This window comes from Chitinophaga tropicalis (assembly GCF_009758205.1).
Classification (GTDB): Bacteria; Bacteroidota; Bacteroidia; order Chitinophagales; family Chitinophagaceae; genus Chitinophaga; species Chitinophaga tropicalis.
This window is the reverse complement of the sequence record NZ_WRXN01000008.1, coordinates 274,546-293,215: the sequence shown is the minus strand read 5'-3', so window position 1 is coordinate 293,215 and position 18,670 is coordinate 274,546. Positions and strand designations below refer to the sequence as shown.

Sequence of the window (18,670 nt, the reverse complement as noted above, 5' to 3'; positions counted from 1 at the left end):
AAGATTATCAAAAGCAATTATTATAAATTGATTTTATGATGTTATTTATTACATATCAGAGCAAGTGTTTTTCAGGAGTAAAGAACCTGAGTATCACATATGTTATTTATGTTGCTTTAATTTCAATCCTGTGCTCATGTAAAAAAATGGTGGAGACGGAGCTACCTATAGATAAAAATACTTCAGAGACAGTCTTTGGTAATAAAAGTACGGCAATAGCAGCAATGACAGGTGTATATGGCAGAATTGGCGGTGCAGATGGATGTTTTACCGGAGAGTTGGGTATTTCGGTACGTGCAGGGTTTTTGTCTGATGAAATAACTCCTAAGGTCCCCCAGGCTTACCCCGAATACCTGAATGAATTAAAAGGAAGTGGTAGCTGGGCAAGCGTTTTGTGGATCACAGCTTACAGGGACTACATTTTTCAGGTCAATTCAATTTTAGAAGGATTGGAAAAATCAGGAAGTTTGCCAGGCTCTGCCAAACAGATACTTAGTGCTGAAGCAAAATTTACAAGAGCGTGGATCTATTTCTACCTCGTCAACTTTTATGGGGATGTTCCTTTAGTTTTGTCAACAGATTTCAGGGTTAACAGTAATATTTCGAGGTCTTCCAAAGCGCTTGTTTATGAACAGATCGTGAAGGATCTTTTATATGCACAGGAAAACCTGACAGCAAATTACCTGGATAAGAATCTGGAGAACACTGTTAATGAGAGGGTAAGGCCTAATAAAGTTGTAGCTACGGCTTTGCTTGCAAGAGTCTACCTTTTCATGGGGAAATGGGAAATGGCTGAAGAAGAAGCTGATAAAGTAATCAATAACCCTGATATTGAACTGCTGAATGATCCTGACCTCGTATTCCTGAAAGATAGCAGGGAGGCAATATGGCAATTACAATCAAATCCATTAGACCAGGATGGGAATAATACACCTGATGGCAGATGGTTTATTAACCCTTTTGACGGAGATCCTTTTTTTTATCTGAATCCGGTTTTGGTGCAGGCATTTGAAGAAAACGATATCAGAAAGATTGCCTGGACCAGTCTCAGACCAGACAATTCCATTGTAGCTTATAAATATAAAGAAGGCTGGGGAATGGGAGCACAGAAGGAGCATACCATAGTATTCCGCCTGGCAGAACAATATCTGATACGTGCCGAGGCCCGTGTTCATCAGAATAAACTTTCAGGTATAAACAGTGCAGAAAATGATATTAATGTAATTCGGCACAGGGCTGGTCTTCCCGGTAAGGCAGGCTCTACCAGGGAAGAACTTATTGCTGCTATAGAGCAGGAGCGGCGGATAGAACTTTTTGCAGAATGGGGTCAGCGATGGCTTGACCTGATCCGTACAAACAGGGTGAACAAAATAATGGGAGAAATTTCGCAGGAAAAGGGTAGCACCTGGGAATCTTACAAGTCCCTGATGCCAATTCCGTATGAAGAGTTCCTCTATAACAAGGCCTTGATAGGGCATCAGAATCCCGGTTATACAGAACAACCATAATCTTTGATCTGACTAAAAATGCCAGAAATGAAATATCATAAGAATATATTGATCTTATTTGTGCTGATAATGAATTTATCCTGTAATAAGGAAAACATTGATATGGATGGGTATACTGCTACATTAAGCGTGGTAAATGCAATTCCTGATTATAATGGAAGTCTTAAGATGAATTTTACAGGTAAAACTATCCATTGGTCTGATGCCGCTGAATTGAATTACCAGTCCTCTGATGGCTTGTTTAGTAACGGAGCATTGAACTTTGGGATATCAACAAGAAAGGATGTTCCCCTGGTAATCGTGTCCTCAAAAGATACACTGAAGCCGATATTTGACCGGATAACAGATTTTAAGAGAGGAGAGATCTATTCTTTATTTATCACCGGGAAATATGGAAGTGCTGTAACAATATTAAACAGAGATGTTATTCCTGTCTATACTGATAGTTTGACAGGAGTTCGTTTTGTGAATCTATCTCCAGACAATATAGCGGTGACAGTAAATGTTGCTGGGAATGTGGATGCCCCTTTCATTAGAGATTTGCCCTATAAAGACATTAGTACTTTCATTCCCTTTCCGGCAAACAGGTCAGTCAGTAATTACTTATTTGAGGTCAGAAAAGCCACCACAGGAAAATTACTTTGTTCTTACAGGTATACTAATATTGCCAGATACAAAAATGTAACGTTGGTGATCAGGGGATTGGAACAGGGATTCCCAGGAATGGAAATGGTAAGGATCAATAACTAGGAAGTTGCAAATGTATTAATACTGTAGTATTAATGCACCAGCGGCTTTTATTTTTATTTAAAAATGATTGTTACCGATGAACAGGATATTGTTCCCCTTAATATTCTTATGGTTGTTTTCAAATGCATTATATGCACAGAAAAGGGAAATTGATTTTCATGCAATAAAGTATTGGCAGAGGCTTGGCAAGTATGGGATCTCTGCAAACGGAAAAAAAGTATTCTATGAGAGTATTAGTGGAAGTAATATTATTCTTACTGTTTGTGATATAAATGGCAGCAATAAGAAAGAATACAGGAATGCATATAATGCCGCATTTACAAATGACAGCCGGTTTCTATTCTTTAATACAAAAGATACTTTGCATCAGATCAGTTTATTGACAGGAAAAGACAGCACAACTGTTGGTATAACTGATCTTCATATACCTGGAGGTACAGGAAGAAGATGGCTTACCTATATGAAAGGAGGAGACCTGATACTACGGGATTATAAGACAGAAACAGAAAGAAACTATGGGAAGGTTGTAAATTTTAAATTGAATCAACAAGGTACGGTTCTTCTATTACAAAGAGATTCGGGTATTTGTTGGGTAGATCTCAGCAACAACAAAAGTATCATAATATATAGAGGAGATAAGATCAGAAAAATGGCCTTCAATCCAAAGGGAAATAGAATAGTTTTTTTATCAGGGGAAGATAATGCTATAGAGTTATTCAGGTATCAACCAGATTATAAATACGCACAGATATTGGCCAGGAATAGTTCTGAGGGAATAATGTCAGGGTTTACGTTAGCAGAGCATGAGCTGGAATTCAGTGCTAATAACGAACTTGTTATGTGTCAGCTAGAGCGGCAGGAGAGAAAGCTTTCTCCGGATAGTCTCCTGATTACTAAAGATGTAGATATCTGGAGCTATAAAGACGATTTTCTTCAGTCCCAGCAACTTAATATATTGAAAGGATATTTGAAGCGCCAGTACCATATGGTTGTGTCTTATAGCTCAGGTAAGGTTCTGCAACTGGAGAATGATAGCATGATATTGATTGGAAAACCCGGAAATACAATTGCCCTTGTTAAAACCTATAAGAACGAAGATGAGACATACTGGAATCAGAGCCAGGTACCTTTTCACCGGATCATTTCCCTGAAGGATGGAAGAGTGATTGACAGTATTCCTGGAAATGGTAATATATATTCCATTCAGTTGTCACCTTCCGGAAAATATATCACATGGTTTGACAAAACAGACAAGAGTTTTTTTTGTTATGAGATAAAAACAAATAGAGTCAGAAGATTGCTTCCTGGTTTTATTTATGAGGAAGATAATCCTGAATGGAATGACAAGATAACTCCTTTTATTGTTTTTGACTGGACAGATGAGGATAGGAGTATTCTGGTTTATGATAAGTATGATATCTGGCAAATTGACCCATTATTTAAAACAGTTCCGGTATGCTTAACAGGTAAATATGGACGCAGACATCATATTGCATTTCGCCTGATAGCAGGGATAAATGGAAAAAATGTTTTAAGGGAAAGGGATACCGTAGTGGCCGCCATACTATCTGATGCAGATAAATATAATGGTTTCTATAGCCTGAGTCTAAACACAGAGAATAGCATTGGTAATTTATCTTTACAGCCATATCTCTATTATTTCCCAGGTCAATTTGCATCTCTGCCCCCACCGGCTCCCCGCCGCGCAGAGAATACCTCTATGTTTATATTGCAGAGGCAAAGCGATAGAGAGGCCCCCAATGTGGTAGTTACATCCGATTTCAGGAATTTTTTAGTTATTTCCGATCTACATCCTGAGCATGATTATAAATGGCATAAAGCTGAGTTGCTCCATTGGAAAAGTGATGATGGAAGAGTCCAGAGGGGAGTACTTTATATGCCGGAACAGCTGGATACATTGAAAGAGTATCCGATCATTTTCAACTATTATGAGGAGAGTAGTGATGAGCGATTTAAGTACAAAATGCCAGGTCTCAGTGCTGTAAATGTAAACATTCCCTGGTATGTAAGTCGTGACTACCTGATATTTGTACCTGATATTATCCGCAGAAAAGGTGAAAATGGAAGAAGTGCGCTAATTACAGTTGAGAGTGCTGCAAAGATGCTTACAAATAAATATGCCTGGATCAATAAAGGAAGGATGGGACTACAGGGCCAAAGTTTTGGAGGCACTATGACTAACTATATAATTACTCATTCTTCCCTTTTTGCGGCAGCTCAGTCTAATGCCGGGCGTAGTGACTTTGTCAGCGGATTTGGAGGTATTGGATTTGGGGATAAGAGTTTGCAAAATGTTCATGAGATCGGGCAGAATTTTCTTGGCACTACTCCCTGGGAGGGTGCAGATATTTATATTGAGAACTCGCCTGTTTTTTCAATAGAAAAGGTTGTTACTCCATTATTGATTAGGCATAATCAAGCTGACCAGGCGGTAAATTTCTCGCAGGGTATAGAATTATTTACGGCATTAAGAAGAGCGGGAAAGAAAGTTTGGTTGTTGCAATATGATCAGGAGACTCATATTATGTCTGACGGAAATGAAAGATCCAGAGATTTTTCAATCAGGCAACAGCAGTTTTTTGATCATTATCTAAAAAAAAGACCAGCACCGCTCTGGATGATCGAAGGAGTACCTGCAACTCTTAAAGGCATCAGGTCCGGACTGGAGATAGATACTCAGGCAAGAGTTCCATGAGTATTATATTTGTTTAGAACTTAAAAGCCGGCAGTTTCTTCTGCCGGCTTTTAGAGTACCTGTATTAATCTACATTTGCTGTGAGCGTATTTGCAAGCAATGTAACACCATAACTTGCTATAGTCGTGGTTGCCGTACCTCCAACCTGTGTCAGCGTGATCACTCCTGGAAGTTGTTCTGTAGTGCTATATTTGGTAGTTGAAATACCTGTGAAAGCAAAGAACTCATTTGGTACCGAAGTATAGAAGGAAGCTGCTGCAGAATATGCAATTCCACCAATTGTAACAGTCCTGGTCAGTGTGTAAGGGACACCAAGAGCATTTCGGGTAGCTTTAAACGCCAGCGCACCACCAATAAGCGCAAACAATGCAACTGCAGAAAGAACGATTCTAGCTTTTTTCATAAGAAACATGCCTTTATAACTCAAAAGGCTAAACTTAAAAGTTGAGTATCTGCCTACTCTTTTCTAATGGTTTTCGGCTTGCCCATTCATTGGCCAGGCTATGCGCATAGCGGGTTGACCTATGTTACGCGTAACAAAAGATGTATTGATGAAATAAAGTGTAAGAAGGAATAAGTAAATGTACCTGGTGGATGGCTACACTGGTGGGTTAATTAACAACAACAGCAACAACAATAATTATAAGAGAACATAATGGTTCGTTTGGATTTAATAATTGTAATGGTTGATGATTGGTGGTTAATGGTGGTGGTTATGGAATCAAAGTTACCCCCCTTTTACGATTATTACTTACCAGATAGAGAATACTTCTTTGGACATCCCGCCCGCACAAAAAAAAGGCGGCAACACCCTGTTGCCGCCGCATCCTTCGATGACCCTATTTATTCAGATGGTTGCATTGTAAGCTATACCTGCAAAATATCCGATATCCGGGACATCCTGTGTAGGACACAGGAAAAATAAGTTAGGATCAAGCGTATTTATCAGAGTTTGACAAATTCAACACGCCTGTTATTAGCCTTGCCTGCTGGCGTAGTATTATTATCAATCGGTTGAGTCTTTCCTTTCCCATCAGTCTCCATACGGGAAGCGTCTATACCGAAGTCCTTGCTCAGCGCTTCTTTCACAGCTGCTGCACGACGTTTGGATAGATCCAGGTTCAGTTTCTCATCGCCATCAGCATCAGTATGGCCTATTATTTTTATGCGAACTGAAGCATTCTCTTTTAATACATTGGCAATATCCTGCAGACTACCGTAAGAGGCTGCCAGTATCTTATCACTGTTCACATCGAACAGTATACCATGTGTCACGAATTTACCTTCTGTGATCAGCTTATTACGGGTATCCGGAGCACCAACCGCCAGGCGGATATTACTTACATAAAAAGCCCCGCCTTTCCCGTCAAAGTCAGGAGCATATGCTGATAATACGAGGGAGTTGAGCACCGCTGTCGCATCCAGCGCCCTTGGCAGATCCAGGGTTTTGGTACTGTCAAGATATACGCGTACACGCTGTTTCTGACGCCAGATGGAGACTGTTACAAAGTTCTTTCTAGGAATGTTGAACTCAGGCACGTTGCTGTGACTCTGTGCGCCTATCAGGTTGGTTGAATAATACAGGCTGCCATAACCGGAAGAAAGAGGGTTCAGGGTCAATTTGAAAGAAGGACTCGTAGTAGAGTAATCCGCCGGGCGCATTTCAAATTTTTCTTCAGCATCTTTTGTCTGCAGTAATCCTATTGTAAAACTGCCAATATTAGAGACATTGTTATTGGCCATTACATCCATCTGCAGGGTGAAGTTCTCCGGGAAATTACTTGTAATGTATTCGGGGAAGAAAATCCCATCCTGCTTAAGACTAAGCCATTTGCCCGGTTGATTGCTAACAGTAACTACTTCCGCCCCTGTACGGGTGTTCCATTGCGCGGGAAAATCGCCAATAGCATCCTGTGAAAAATCTTCCTGCACTATTATTTTAGCACCAGGAATAAAATCGAATTTAGAATACGATTTGATATCTGCATTTACTCCGCCACCACCGCCTGAAGCTGAAGTTCCTTCAGATGAAGAAGGGTCCTCTTTGGTAGTTTCTGTCGGGCTTCCGCTGCCGGTAGAGCCATCTTTCTTTTTGCCGGCGTTATCAATCGTTTTGTCTATCGCATCGTTCACTTTGTTCTGCACCTTGTTTTTGATACGGTCTAAAAACTGTGCCTGAGCAGTGCAGGTCAACAACAGACAGGTGGCCCCTGTTATAAGTATTGTCCTCATGAGCTACTAAGTAAATAGTAAGAATATTAAGGTTAATCAATTTAGCTGCAAGATAATCATATTAAATTATTATAGAGTACAAGGCGGAAGAATCACGTATTTCTACGGAAATTTAATATACTGGTTAACTACTTAAGATAAAATCTCCGGAACAGTCCTCTCATTAAACCATTGGCACAGTTTTTCGGCCTGGAACAGGTATACACCAAAGCTGTTGACAATGGAAACATATCTTACCCGGTTCTGGTGGCTATTCCTGGTCAGGGGCATATTTGCCGTTATTCTCGGCATCCTGGCCCTGGTAATGCCGGTTACTACCTTTGCAGTGCTTGTGATCTTTATAGGGATCTATATGTTCATCGACGGACTATTCACCGTGGCGGCGGCCATCAGCTCCCGTAAATCAAGACGCTACTGGGCATGGTGGCTGCTTTCCGGCATATTAAGCATCATCATCGGCATTATCACCCTTTATAATCCTTTTATTACCGCATTTGCCATTGTTATGCTGATAGCCGTCTGGGCTATTGTGATCGGTATTATGGAGATCATCTGGGCCATCCAGATAAGAAAAGAGATCAAAGGAGAAGGCTGGTATATACTGGCAGGAGTACTCACGCTACTCTTCGGGTTAATGGTATTTCTTATCCCCGAAAGCGGTATTGTCCTGCTTGCAAGCCTGTTTGGCCTGTATGCACTGGTTATCGGTATCATGCTTATATCAGCAGGAATAAGGCTCAGGAAAAGAGGGAATGGGAATATCAGCCTTACTGCCTGATACCTCTGCTGTTTTCCCTGAATAGGGTAGGATTGATACCGTGATAATGCTTAAAGAACTTATTAAAATGACTGAGGTCTGTAAATCCCAGTTCATGACCTATTTCCTTAAGAGAAAGTGAACTGTATTTCAACCTGTTCTCTACCAGCCGGAGTTTATACCGGTTTACATAATCCCTCAGCGGAATCCCTGTCTGCTCCTTAAAAAATGTGCCCAGGTGCTTTTTAGACAGACCGAACAATTTTGAAAGATGCTCCTGCTGCGTATATTCCACCGAATAAATATGCCGGTGAATATAGTTGATGATAGCCGTTATCTTCCCATTTGTTGTATCAGACAGACCGGCCGACTGATGCAGGTTTCTCCTGGTAATAGACAGGACCGTCTGCAGCAGGAAGAAGATGGCTTCATTGTCAGTATTATTGCTTTCTTTCCATTCAGATACTACCATTAACAGTAGTTTGTCAAGTTTATCAGCATCCGCAGCAGAACTGATCAATGGCTGCGGTTGATTGCGTGTACAATTGAGGAACTCATCCATATCCCTGTTCCAGCGGTTTTCTGCCTGTTGCAGGTATACGTTGGTGAATTTGATAAAAGTAAAAGTCGTTTCGGAAGAAATATCAAAATAGTGATGATCTGAAGGCGCTAACAGGAACAACATTTTATCCTCATAAGGATATTTCATATCTGATAAATAATGAACACCTCTGCCTTTATGAATGAAGATCAGCTCAAAGTGATTGTGGTTATGCACCGGGTGCTCCCATTCCCCGGAAGTAAAATGCGAGATCTTCAGGAACTCATGTTGAATATACCGCTGCATAAGACGCAAAATACAAATATTCCCTCCCAATGTACAATTACGGAGAAGTAGCGCCAGCCTAATTTTGACCAAAACAAAACAGGATGAAAACAAAAAATGTAGCCCTGGTAGTGGGCGCAAATGGCGTAATAGGAAAGAATCTGGTTGATCATCTTTTAACACTGGATGACTGGGAGATTATCGGGTTATCACGCAGGGGAGGAGCTTCGGAGGGACGACTGCGTTATATCGCAGTAGATCTGCTGGATACGGAAGACAGCCATAACCGGCTGAAGGGCCTGACAACCGTCACACACATCTTTTACGCTGCTTACCAGGATAAGCCTGCCTGGGCAGAACTGGTAGCTCCCAACCTTGCTATGCTGGTCAACGTGGTGGAAACCATAGAACCCGTTGCAAAGAATTTACAACACATCAGCCTCATGCAGGGATATAAAGTTTATGGCGCTCACCTGGGCCCTTTTAAAACACCCGCCAGGGAAACAGACGCGGGGCATATGCCGCCGGAGTTCAATGTTGACCAGCAGGAATTCCTGGAACAGCGTCAGAAAGGCAAACAGTGGACCTGGTCAGCCTTACGCCCCTCCGTAGTGGGGGGATTTGCACTGGGAAACCCTATGAACCTGGCATTGTCCATCGCCATATATGCCAGCATATCCAAAGAACTGGGTCTTCCCCTGCGCTTTCCGGGCAAGCCGGGCGCATATGATAAGCTGATCGAAATGACAGACGCCGGTTTACTGGCAAAAGCCACCGTATGGGCTGCAACCAGCGCTGAAGCCGCCAATCAGGCATTTAATATAAATAACGGTGACCTCTTCCGGTGGAACGAAATGTGGCCGGAAATAGCCCGTTATTTTGGATTGGAAGTAGCCCCGCCATTACCTATGTCGTTAAACGTGATCATGGCAGATAAAGCCCCTTTATGGGATAAAATGAAGGAAAAACATGACCTGGCCCCACATAGCTATGAGGAACTATCTGCATGGAAATTCCCGGACTTTGTCTTTGCATGGGATTATGATGTGTTTGCAGATGGGACAAAGGCCCGGCGACTGGGGTTCCACGAATACGTTGATACGAAAAGTATGTTCCTGCAGATCTTCGATAACCTGAAAGAACGGCGCGTCATTCCCTGAGCCGCATTTCTTCACTTCATCTCTACCTTTCAGGCATACTTCATGGATCTTTGAAGCACCTTTCAGGCATGTTTCAAGCACCTTTCAGGCATGTCTTAAGCATGTTTAGTGCATGTATTGCGGGCGCACTTTTGCACCACAGCACTTTTCAGGTAATACACCAGTTTAAATTCTTAGCCGGCCGCAAACCAGAAAAACACCCTCAAAATCGATTTTACCGAAGTAAATTGATTTTTGAGCAGTTTCTTCGAAGTATGATATAAAGCTCTAAACTGTTGCACTAAACCCTTGCTTTTTTAATTAAAATTCATTATATTTGTCCCCCCCCCTAAATATAGGGAGGTGAGCAGTAAGGCTAATGTGTGTATTTGAGAAATGCTGACAATGAATTAATTGTATAATTATATCGTTTACAGTAGTGGTTTTGGGATGGTTTCGATGATAAATAAAGATAATCACCCCGGAACTTCCGGAATCAAGCCTTCTGATGCTCAGGAGGCTTTTGTATTTTTTGTACCAAAAAAGAAGTGGTATGTTGGAAATTGTAGAAGTAACTAAGGATGATGTAGCAGCGTTGGAACGGGTAAAATCACTTTTCAGGGAGTATGCCAACTGGTTGAGTGTAGACCTGAGCTTTCAGCGTTTTGAAGAAGAGTTAAGCAGTTTGCCGGAACCCTATTATGAAGCGCCAGCAGGAGCATTACTCCTGGCCCTGGTAGATGGTCAGCCGGCAGGATGCGTAGCCGTAAGGCATTTCGAAAACTCTACCTGTGAAATGAAACGTTTATTCGTACGTGATGCCTATAAAGGGCATGGTGTAGGAAAAGCACTGGCAAGAAAAGCTATTGAAAAAGGCAGGGAGCTGGGATATAAGCGGATGTTGCTGGATACACTGGCGCACATGCGTCCTGCTATTGAGTTGTATACCAGCCTTGGCTTTCAGCCAATCGCGGCATATTATGACAATCCCATCTCTGATGCAGTTTACCTGTCAATGATGCTGGAAGAGGAGAGTCAGAACGCAGATACGGTTTTATAAGGAAACTGTATAACCAATATTAAAAGAAGCAGTCTCGCACCAGGCGAGACTGCAGGACCCCTTGCGGTGCTCAGTATTATTATTTTGGCAGTTTATATCCATTGTGATATGCAGCTGCCAGGTAATTGTTTGCTTCACCATCGTCAAATTGCTCTTTCACCCCGTTCCAGTTCAGTTTTTTCCCTGTTTTATAGGCAATATTCCCCAGCTGTGCCACCCTGGCAACATGTGCACCAGCCTGTACAGGTGTGTTCAGATCTGCCAGCTTGCGTGATTTTATCACATCCAGGAAATTGACAGCATGCAGGTCAAGACCCTTATCCACAGATTTCTGCAGAGGCACAGCTTCCATTTTCCCTTTTTCAGGTATCACTTCCCAGCCACCACGGTTCAGCACCAGGGTGCCGTTATTTCCAATGAAAGCTATCCCATGATCACGACCGTAAGGACCGCCATCTATGCCAATAGCATGCTCCCACTGTAAGTTAAAGCCCTCAAACTGGTACACTGTAGTGAGAGTATCAGGTGTTTCCGCAGCATCATCAGGATAAGCGAATTTACCACCTGCAGCCATTATTGTAGTAGGATGCTGAGCTTTCATACCCAGCAGGGCATAATCCAGCAGGTGTACGCCCCAGTCTGTCATCAGGCCACCGGCATAATCCCAGTACCACCTGAAGTTGAAATGGAAACGGTTAGGATTGAACGGCCTTGTCTCAGCAGGGCCCAGCCAGGCTTTATAATCAACACCCGCCGGCGGATTGCCATCCGGTTGCTTAGGAATGGATTTCATCCAGCCCATATAAGCCCACGCCTTTACCAGTCGCACCTGCCCCAGCTTACCGGAATGAACAAAGCTGATAGCATCTTTAAAGTGTTGCTGGCTGCGCTGCCACTGACCTACCTGTACCACTCTTCCGGTACGTTCCTGGGCTGCTACCATAGCATTGATCTCCGCAATGGAATTGCCGATAGGCTTTTCTACATATACATCCTTACCGGCAGATACAGCGTCCGTCATCTGCAGGCAATGCCAGTGGTCCGGTGTACCGATAATCACGGCATCAATGTCCTTGTTTTCCAGCAGCTTGCGGTAGTCCGCATACGTCTTTACTTTCTGGCCTTTCTCCGCCAGTTCTGCTGCTTTTTTGTCAAGCACGTTCTTGTCCACATCACAAAGGGCCACACATTGGGCAACAGGATTTTTTAGAATGGCATTCAGATCAGCCCATCCCATACCGTTAATACCTATGGCAGCTACATTGATCTTATCACTTGGAGCAATGGCCCGTAATGAAGCAGGCAGAGAGGTAACAAGCCCTGCACCTGCCACCAGTGTGGATGCAGAACGAATAAAATGTCTTCTTGAATTATTCATGATAGTGTTGAGATTAAGTATTTCAAGATCGCGGAATAATGAAAGATATGGAGTTACAGGTTAATATGCAACCTATTTTTAATTGTGATATTTACAATTAAAAAAATAACCCCGAAAAACGCTTTCACCATACCGGTGAAAGCGTTTTTCGGGTAACTAAAAAGTTATTTAAAATTCTTCACTTTCCTCTTCAGTACCGGTGCCAAAATTCATCATCGTCCCCAGCAGATCACTGAAACGGGTCTCATTCTCCACTACTTTCTTACTGATCAATGAATAAGAAGCCAGCCCGTGAAGTACAAATTCCATCAGCAGCAGCTGTTCTTTATTATTGGCATGCGGGAATTTCCCTTTGATCAGTTCTTTCAGCCCTTCAACTTTCAGCAGGGAGGTCTCATACTGTTTATCATTCACGTCCTGCAGCAGCTGTACAGCATTCCCCTTATCAAACCATTGAATAACGGCCCGGTAAGGATTCTCAGCGGTAGCAGCCTGTTTCCTTTTCTTGAAAGAGTCAGGATTCGGAAAATACTGTGCGAAAACACTGCGGATAGCCTTATCCAGGAGGTTTACAGCTACCTGTAGCGGACCTTCCTGTTCCCCTTCATATACCAGCTCTATTTTACCGGTAATAGCGGGAATAATACCCTGCAGGTCAGCAATGCGCACATAGGTGCTCTTCTCTTTGTTGATGATGGCCCTGCGCTCGCCTGCACTCACCGCATTTTCATATGCCGCAATGGTCAGACGGGCAGATACGCCGCTTTTTTTATCAACATACTCACTGTTACGCGCTTCAAAAGCCACCTGCTCTATCAGGCGTTTGATCATATCGGTGATATGAACATGCTGCTGATCTTCATGCACATTGGCTTCCTGTTCCGTAATGAGCAGCGAATTTTCCACGTTTTTGGGATAGTGGGTAATGATCTGGCTCTCAATACGGTCTTTCAGCGGCGTAACGATAGAGCCGCGATTGGTATAGTCTTCCGGGTTGGCGGTAAATACAAAAAGGATATCCAGCGGCATACGTACTTTAAAGCCACGGATCTGGATATCGCCTTCCTGGAGGATGTTGAACAGGGAAACCTGTATACGTGCCTGAAGGTCAGGCAGTTCGTTGATTACGAAGATGCCTCTGTTGGAACGGGGAATGATACCGAAGTGGATCACCCTTTCATCCGCATAGTTCAGTTTCAGGTTGGCGGCTTTGATAGGATCTATATCACCTACCAGGTCAGCTACTGATACATCCGGCGTAGCCAGCTTCTCACTGTAACGGGCTTCCCGTGATACCCAGGAAATGGGAGTAGCATCTCCCAGTTCTGATACCAGGTCGCGTGCATAGCGGGAAAGCGGGTGGAAGGGATTGTCATTCACTTCAGATCCTTCTACGATGGGAATGTATTCGTCCAGCAGGGAGGTCATTTGCCTGGCCATCCTGGTCTTTGCCTGTCCGCGGAGGCCCAGGAAAAGTATATTATGCCTTGACAACAGGGCTCTTTCTGTATCAGGTATTACGGTATCTTCATAACCGATGATACCCGGAAAGGCATTCTCTTTATTCTGCAGTTTACGGATGAGGTTTTGCCTTATTTCTTCTTTAACAGATTTAGGTTTATATCCACTCTTCTTTAATTCTCCTAGCGTTCTGATATCAATATTCATATGTTAATTAATGGATTAAGGTATGTGTTAGTACATAACAGCATGTTTTACAGTAGTTTTTTCTTTCCGTTCTCGAAATCGTAAAATAAGAACTGTCCCAGTTTGTCCAGTCCGGAGAAGAAGGCTTTCCCGCTGTTGGTTTCGGTAAACTCTGTTACGAACTTTTGCAACCACGGGTCAGTAGCTACCATGAATGTTGTGATCGGGATCTTCAGTTTCTTGCACTGGGCTGCCAGGTTCAGCGTACGGTTCAGGATCTTGCGGTCCAGTCCGAAACTGTTCTTGTAATACTGCTTCCCGTTTTTAAGGCAGGTAGGTTTCCCGTCAGTGATCATAAAGATCTGCTTATTGGGATTGCGCCTGCGGCGGAGAATGTCCATCGCCAGCTCAAGACCTGCTACCGTATTGGTGTGGAACGGTCCCACCTGCAGATAGGGGAGATCTTTGATCTCTATCTGCCAGGCATCGTTGCCAAATACGATAATGTCCAGCGTGTCTTTCGGATAGCGGGTGGTGATCAGCTCACTCAAAGCCATGGCCACTTTCTTGGCAGGAGTGATACGGTCTTCGCCATAGAGGATCATGGAGTGGGAGATATCGATCATCAGGGCGGTAGACGTTTGTGTTTTAAAGTCTGTTTCCTGGATCTCAAGATCATCCTGCTGAATGGAAAAGCTCTCTATACCATGATTGATCTGTGCATTCCTCAGGGAAGCGGTCATGTCGATCTGTTCCAGCGCGTCGCCAAACTGGTAAGGGCGGCTGTCTGCATTCAGTTCATCCCCCTGTCCGGATTTGCGAATATTATGATTGCCAACGCTGGATTTTTTAAGTTTGCCGAAGATCTCTTCCAGTGCACGTTTCCGGATATTCTGCTCAGTCTTGCCGGTTATCTGGATAGCGCCGCTTTCTTCATTTTCGCGGATATATCCTTTATCCCTCAGTTCCTGTATAAAGTCTCCGATACCGTAATCTTCATTGGTAAGCTGGTACTCCTTGTCCAGTTCGGTCAGCCACTGTAGCGCTTCGCTCACATCGCCACTGGTGTAGGTAAGCAATTGGGTAAACACGTCCAGCAATTTCTCAAAGGGCGATTTTCCCTGCTCATCGGGTTCAAATTTGGAAAAATGTATGCCTCTCATAATAATATCTAAATTAGGGAAAATAACCCCGTTCTCAAAAATCTTACTGTGCAAATGGTCATCGGCATCTCAATAACCGGCCTATAGCCGGCCGCAGGCCATCCATCAGCGAACAAAACGGTTTTGCCGAAGGCAAAACCGTTTTGTTCGCAATCTCCTCGTGCAATAAAAAAGCCGTCTCACAAGAGACGGCCTTTTCTATTCAAAAATCATTTGATCACTGATTCCCACTATCTGCAGGCGTCTCCTGAGAATCTGTCCGGAATCCATTGGCCTGTTCCAGCAACTGCTGGCGTCCACCAGGTTTGGTAAAGTCATCCTTCATCCGCTGCAGCAGGCTGATAAACTGCTCAGCCATCTGCGCATCACGCTGTAGCCCGTTACCCATTTTGGAAAGAGGCAGGCCACGGTAGTAGTTCAGCTGCTGAGTACAGTCTTTAATGATCTTCTGGGAGATCTCTTCCGCTTTCTTATTGTCGCCAGCCAGGTAGTAAGCATATACAGTCTGCATAGAGCTGTAGTTATGCATCTGGCCCGGAGTGGTCATCGCATAAGGGAAGTTACCTTCCAGCAGGTGTTTATCACTGGTATTCAGTACTGCCAGAGCAGAATCCTTCTTGCCGTCCAGGGCCAGTGCAGTACCCAGGCGGGTGTAGGAATTCCTTACATACTGAAGCAGTTTACGGTTTGGCTCGTCGAAATAGGTACCTTTCACATCAGCTCCGCCAAACGCGAATTTAGTGGTCAGATTCGTGTACATCGCAGGGATGTTCACATTCTTCTCGGCGCCCATCGGATCATTACTTTCTTCTTTTCTCAGCGGAACCAGGCGGTAAGTAAGACCATCCATACGGAGGTAGTCGTTCAGACCCAGGTCGGTCGGACTGGTAAAGTAGATAGGACGTTTCCAGTCGTTCGCTGCAATGATGTCATATACTGCCAGGTCATTCTTCAGCAGATAGTTCTTGGTGATCTGCAGCGGGATCTGTGGCATAATACGGGCGCTGTCATGGATATCAACTGTACCGTTATTGATCACTTCCACCACATTAACCGGGATGAACAGCTTCCTTGCAGGCAGGTAGTTGATCTGGCTGCCGTCCTGGGTGGAGAGTTTGGCACGGGGATCGTCAGAACCCATAAATGCCATTACTTCTTTCAGGTTATAGAACTTATCCTGTGGGAAGTTGCCTCCGTCATAGAACTGGATATAGTTACGGTTCTCACCGCGGTATTTGTCCGGCGACCAGCTCATCGGAACCCCCTGGCTCTTGTTTACGGCCTGGCGCTGCTGGTCAATGTACCAGTCAACCCCTAAGAGGCTGAGGTTGATCACACGAACGTCAGGACGGATATTTTCCACTTCCTGGGCATACCAGAGCGGATAGGTATCGTTATCCCCAACCGTAAAGAGTATTGCATTAGGAGCACAGGATTCAAGATAATCCTTTGCAACGTCGCGTGCTATGGTTTTGGTAGAACGGTCATGGTCATCCCATTCCTGGAAGCCCATCAGCACCGGTACTGCCAGGAGGCAGACGATAGTAGCTACAGGAGCCGCCATTGTCGCCGCACCTTTCACCTTTGTTTTAAGGAACTGGTATACAGAAAGTACGCCGAGACCTATCCAGATAGCATAAGCATAGAAAGAGCCTACATAGGCGTAGTCACGTTCACGTGGCTGGTTACCCGCCTGGTTCAGGTACAGGACAATGGCAAAGCCGGTGAAGAAGAACAGTAAACCTGTTACCAGGCTGTCTCTGCGGTGATACTTGTATTGATAGAGCAGTCCGAAAATACCCAGCAGGAAGGGCAGGAGGAACAGCTTATTATGCGCTTTGTTGTTTTTCAGGCTGTCCGGCATAGTGGACTGGTCTCCGTACATGATATTATCGATGGCGGAAATACCTGTGATCCAGTTACCATCACGTACGTTGCCATAACCCTGGGTATCATTCTGGCGGCCGGAGAAGTTCCACATGAAGTAGCGGAGGTACATAAACCCTACCTGGTACTGGAGGAAGAATTTCACGTTATCGCCGAAGGAAGGTCTTTCTCCTTCCTGCAGTCCGAGAAAGTCACGGTAGTAATCAGCATGCCCCTGGTCATTGCTGGCATCCCATACACGTGGGAAGAGCATTTTATCTTCGGGAGCGTACACCGGTACCTGTTTCTTACCGGCAATCTCGTATTTGTCCTTACCACGCGCATAGATGTTATCGGTCTCTTCGTAGGAGGTAGGACGGGCGGTGAATACCTGGCCATAGATAAGCGGGAAGTCACCGTATTGCTCACGTCCCAGGTAACCTACCAGGGAGATTGGGTTATCCACGTTGTACATATCTACAGATGGATTGGCTGTAGAGCGCACCATGGTAGTGATGTAGGTAGAGTAACCCAGCAGGAGGAAAAGTATACAGTAGATAGTAAGTTTCGTAAAATGAACAACACCGGAGCTGGTCAGCTGTGCGCCAAAGTATTTGGCAATAGCCCATACGCAGATGGTAATAGCAGCAACGATCAGTTTTAAGATGATCATTGGCGTGTTACCAATTCCGTTGAAAGCCGGGATGGCAATTACAGAAGCAATGAGGATCAGCGGAGCGTACAGTCCGAATTTAGGATTTTTCAGACCGTAAAGAAGCACTGCTACCAATGCCAGGAAGTAGAAGGCAAAGCCTGTAAAGAATGGCATACCCAGGCTGTTCACAAAGAATACGTCCATCAGGCCGGAAGTCTTGATGGTGTCCTGTATGATGAATTTCTGTACCAGACCGGTAATAATACAACCTAAAACAAATGCCCAGAAGGTACCCCATGGAGTTACTTTAGAGCGCCTGAAGTAGTAAACCATTACTATAGCCGGGATAGTGAGGAGGTTCAGCAGGTGCACGCCGATGGAGAGGCCCATCATAAAGGCGATGAATACTATCCAGCGGTCTGCATAAGGCTCATCAGCTTCATGCTCCCATTTCAGGATAGCCCAGAAAACAACAGCGGTAAATAAGGAAGACATTGCATATACCTCGCCTTCAACAGCAGAGAACCAGAAGGAGTCGGAAAAGGTATAGGCCAATGCACCAACAGCGCCGGCGCCCATAATAGCGATCATTTTCTCACGGGATATCTCTTCACCGTTTTTCACCATAAGGCGGCGGGCAAAGTGAGTAATGGTCCAGAAAAGGAAAAGGATGGTAAAACCGCTGGACAGGGCAGACATCAGGTTAACGCCTATTGCTGCCTGTGAAGGGCTAAGAAACATCGTAAATAATCTACCTAACAGCACAAACAAAGGAGCTCCTGGCGGGTGGGGCACCTGTACTTTATAGGCGCTGGAAATAAACTCGCCGCAGTCCCATAAGCTGCCGGTGGCCTCCATAGTCATAATGTAAACCGTGCAGGCAATGATACAAATAACCCAACCTACAATGTTGTTGGTCCTTTGAAAATTCATAGAGATGTTTTAGGTTCCGACAAAAATAGAAAAAGTGGCA

13 protein-coding genes are annotated in these 18,670 nt (G+C 44.2%); 6 read left to right on the top strand and 7 right to left on the bottom strand.

The annotated features are described in order from the left end of the window. Positions 1 to 146 precede the first annotated feature (146 nt). The 3 genes from GO493_RS19075 (at position 147) to GO493_RS19065 (ending at position 4,974) form a co-directional block, all read left to right on the top strand. Entirely contained in the window at positions 147 to 1,508 is a 1,362-nt protein-coding gene (locus GO493_RS19075; RefSeq protein WP_198315768.1) for a RagB/SusD family nutrient uptake outer membrane protein, read from the top strand. Between the two features lie 27 nt (positions 1,509 to 1,535). Beyond that, positions 1,536 to 2,258, top strand: a complete 723-nt coding sequence (locus GO493_RS19070; protein WP_157307822.1) for a DUF4397 domain-containing protein — start codon at positions 1,536 to 1,538, stop codon at positions 2,256 to 2,258. Between the two features lie 76 nt (positions 2,259 to 2,334). Further along, on the top strand, positions 2,335 to 4,974 hold the full coding sequence (locus GO493_RS19065; protein ID WP_157307821.1) for an alpha/beta hydrolase family protein: 2,640 nt from the start codon (positions 2,335 to 2,337) through the stop codon (positions 4,972 to 4,974). 64 nt (positions 4,975 to 5,038) lie between these two features. Here GO493_RS19065 and GO493_RS19060 read toward each other — a convergent pair whose 3' ends face one another. Beyond that, positions 5,039 to 5,377: a hypothetical protein gene (locus GO493_RS19060; protein WP_157307820.1), complete on the bottom strand. Its 339-nt coding sequence runs from the start codon at positions 5,375 to 5,377 to the stop codon at positions 5,039 to 5,041. Between the two features lie 542 nt (positions 5,378 to 5,919). Then, complete coding sequence (locus tag GO493_RS19055) at positions 5,920 to 7,206, bottom strand: OmpA family protein (RefSeq protein WP_157307819.1); 1,287 nt, start codon at positions 7,204 to 7,206, stop codon at positions 5,920 to 5,922. Between the two features lie 220 nt (positions 7,207 to 7,426). On the opposite strand from GO493_RS19055, the gene GO493_RS19050 reads away from it, so the two are divergent. After that, positions 7,427 to 7,984 (top strand): HdeD family acid-resistance protein, encoded by a 558-nt coding sequence (locus GO493_RS19050; protein WP_157307818.1) that lies wholly within the window; start codon positions 7,427 to 7,429, stop codon positions 7,982 to 7,984. On the opposite strand, the gene GO493_RS19045 is transcribed toward GO493_RS19050, so the two are convergent. Next, positions 7,974 to 8,810: an AraC family transcriptional regulator gene (locus GO493_RS19045; protein WP_157307817.1), complete on the bottom strand. Its 837-nt coding sequence runs from the start codon at positions 8,808 to 8,810 to the stop codon at positions 7,974 to 7,976. The two genes, GO493_RS19050 and GO493_RS19045, sit on opposite strands and share 11 nt — an antisense overlap. Positions 8,811 to 8,893: 83 nt before the next feature. Here GO493_RS19045 and GO493_RS19040 point away from each other — a divergent pair, with 83 nt between their 5' ends. Together GO493_RS19040 and GO493_RS19035 are read left to right on the top strand one after the other, a co-directional pair. Further along, entirely contained in the window at positions 8,894 to 9,949 is a 1,056-nt protein-coding gene (locus GO493_RS19040; protein ID WP_157307816.1) for an SDR family oxidoreductase, read from the top strand. A gap of 532 nt (positions 9,950 to 10,481) precedes the next feature. Continuing rightward, on the top strand, positions 10,482 to 10,988 hold the full coding sequence (locus GO493_RS19035) for a GNAT family N-acetyltransferase (RefSeq protein ID WP_157307815.1): 507 nt from the start codon (positions 10,482 to 10,484) through the stop codon (positions 10,986 to 10,988). Between the two features lie 79 nt (positions 10,989 to 11,067). Here the strand turns inward: GO493_RS19035 and GO493_RS19030 are convergent, their stop codons facing one another. From GO493_RS19030 to GO493_RS19015, 4 genes are all read right to left on the bottom strand, one after another. After that, the gene (locus GO493_RS19030) at positions 11,068 to 12,366 is read right to left on the bottom strand and encodes a Gfo/Idh/MocA family protein (RefSeq protein ID WP_157307814.1); all 1,299 of its coding nucleotides are present in this window, start codon (positions 12,364 to 12,366) and stop codon (positions 11,068 to 11,070) included. Between the two features lie 168 nt (positions 12,367 to 12,534). Next, on the bottom strand, positions 12,535 to 14,034 hold the full coding sequence (locus tag GO493_RS19025) for a sigma 54-interacting transcriptional regulator (RefSeq protein WP_157307813.1): 1,500 nt from the start codon (positions 14,032 to 14,034) through the stop codon (positions 12,535 to 12,537). A 47-nt stretch (positions 14,035 to 14,081) separates the two neighbouring features. Beyond that, complete coding sequence (locus tag GO493_RS19020; RefSeq protein ID WP_157307812.1) at positions 14,082 to 15,176, bottom strand: vWA domain-containing protein; 1,095 nt, start codon at positions 15,174 to 15,176, stop codon at positions 14,082 to 14,084. A gap of 217 nt (positions 15,177 to 15,393) precedes the next feature. Continuing rightward, complete coding sequence (locus GO493_RS19015; protein ID WP_157307811.1) at positions 15,394 to 18,630, bottom strand: DUF2723 domain-containing protein; 3,237 nt, start codon at positions 18,628 to 18,630, stop codon at positions 15,394 to 15,396. Positions 18,631 to 18,670 lie beyond the last annotated feature (40 nt).

Coding starts and splice junctions, on each gene's coding strand:
- GO493_RS19075 (WP_198315768.1), top strand. CDS start 147: ATGGTGGAGACGGAGCTACCTATAGATAAAAATACTTCAGAGACAGTC.
- GO493_RS19070 (WP_157307822.1), top strand. CDS start 1,536: ATGAAATATCATAAGAATATATTGATCTTATTTGTGCTGATAATGAAT.
- GO493_RS19065 (WP_157307821.1), top strand. CDS start 2,335: ATGAACAGGATATTGTTCCCCTTAATATTCTTATGGTTGTTTTCAAAT.
- GO493_RS19060 (WP_157307820.1), bottom strand. CDS start 5,377: ATGAAAAAAGCTAGAATCGTTCTTTCTGCAGTTGCATTGTTTGCGCTT.
- GO493_RS19055 (WP_157307819.1), bottom strand. CDS start 7,206: ATGAGGACAATACTTATAACAGGGGCCACCTGTCTGTTGTTGACCTGC.
- GO493_RS19050 (WP_157307818.1), top strand. CDS start 7,427: ATGGAAACATATCTTACCCGGTTCTGGTGGCTATTCCTGGTCAGGGGC.
- GO493_RS19045 (WP_157307817.1), bottom strand. CDS start 8,810: ATGCAGCGGTATATTCAACATGAGTTCCTGAAGATCTCGCATTTTACT.
- GO493_RS19040 (WP_157307816.1), top strand. CDS start 8,894: ATGAAAACAAAAAATGTAGCCCTGGTAGTGGGCGCAAATGGCGTAATA.
- GO493_RS19035 (WP_157307815.1), top strand. CDS start 10,482: ATGTTGGAAATTGTAGAAGTAACTAAGGATGATGTAGCAGCGTTGGAA.
- GO493_RS19030 (WP_157307814.1), bottom strand. CDS start 12,366: ATGAATAATTCAAGAAGACATTTTATTCGTTCTGCATCCACACTGGTG.
- GO493_RS19025 (WP_157307813.1), bottom strand. CDS start 14,034: ATGAATATTGATATCAGAACGCTAGGAGAATTAAAGAAGAGTGGATAT.
- GO493_RS19020 (WP_157307812.1), bottom strand. CDS start 15,176: ATGAGAGGCATACATTTTTCCAAATTTGAACCCGATGAGCAGGGAAAA.
- GO493_RS19015 (WP_157307811.1), bottom strand. CDS start 18,630: ATGAATTTTCAAAGGACCAACAACATTGTAGGTTGGGTTATTTGTATC.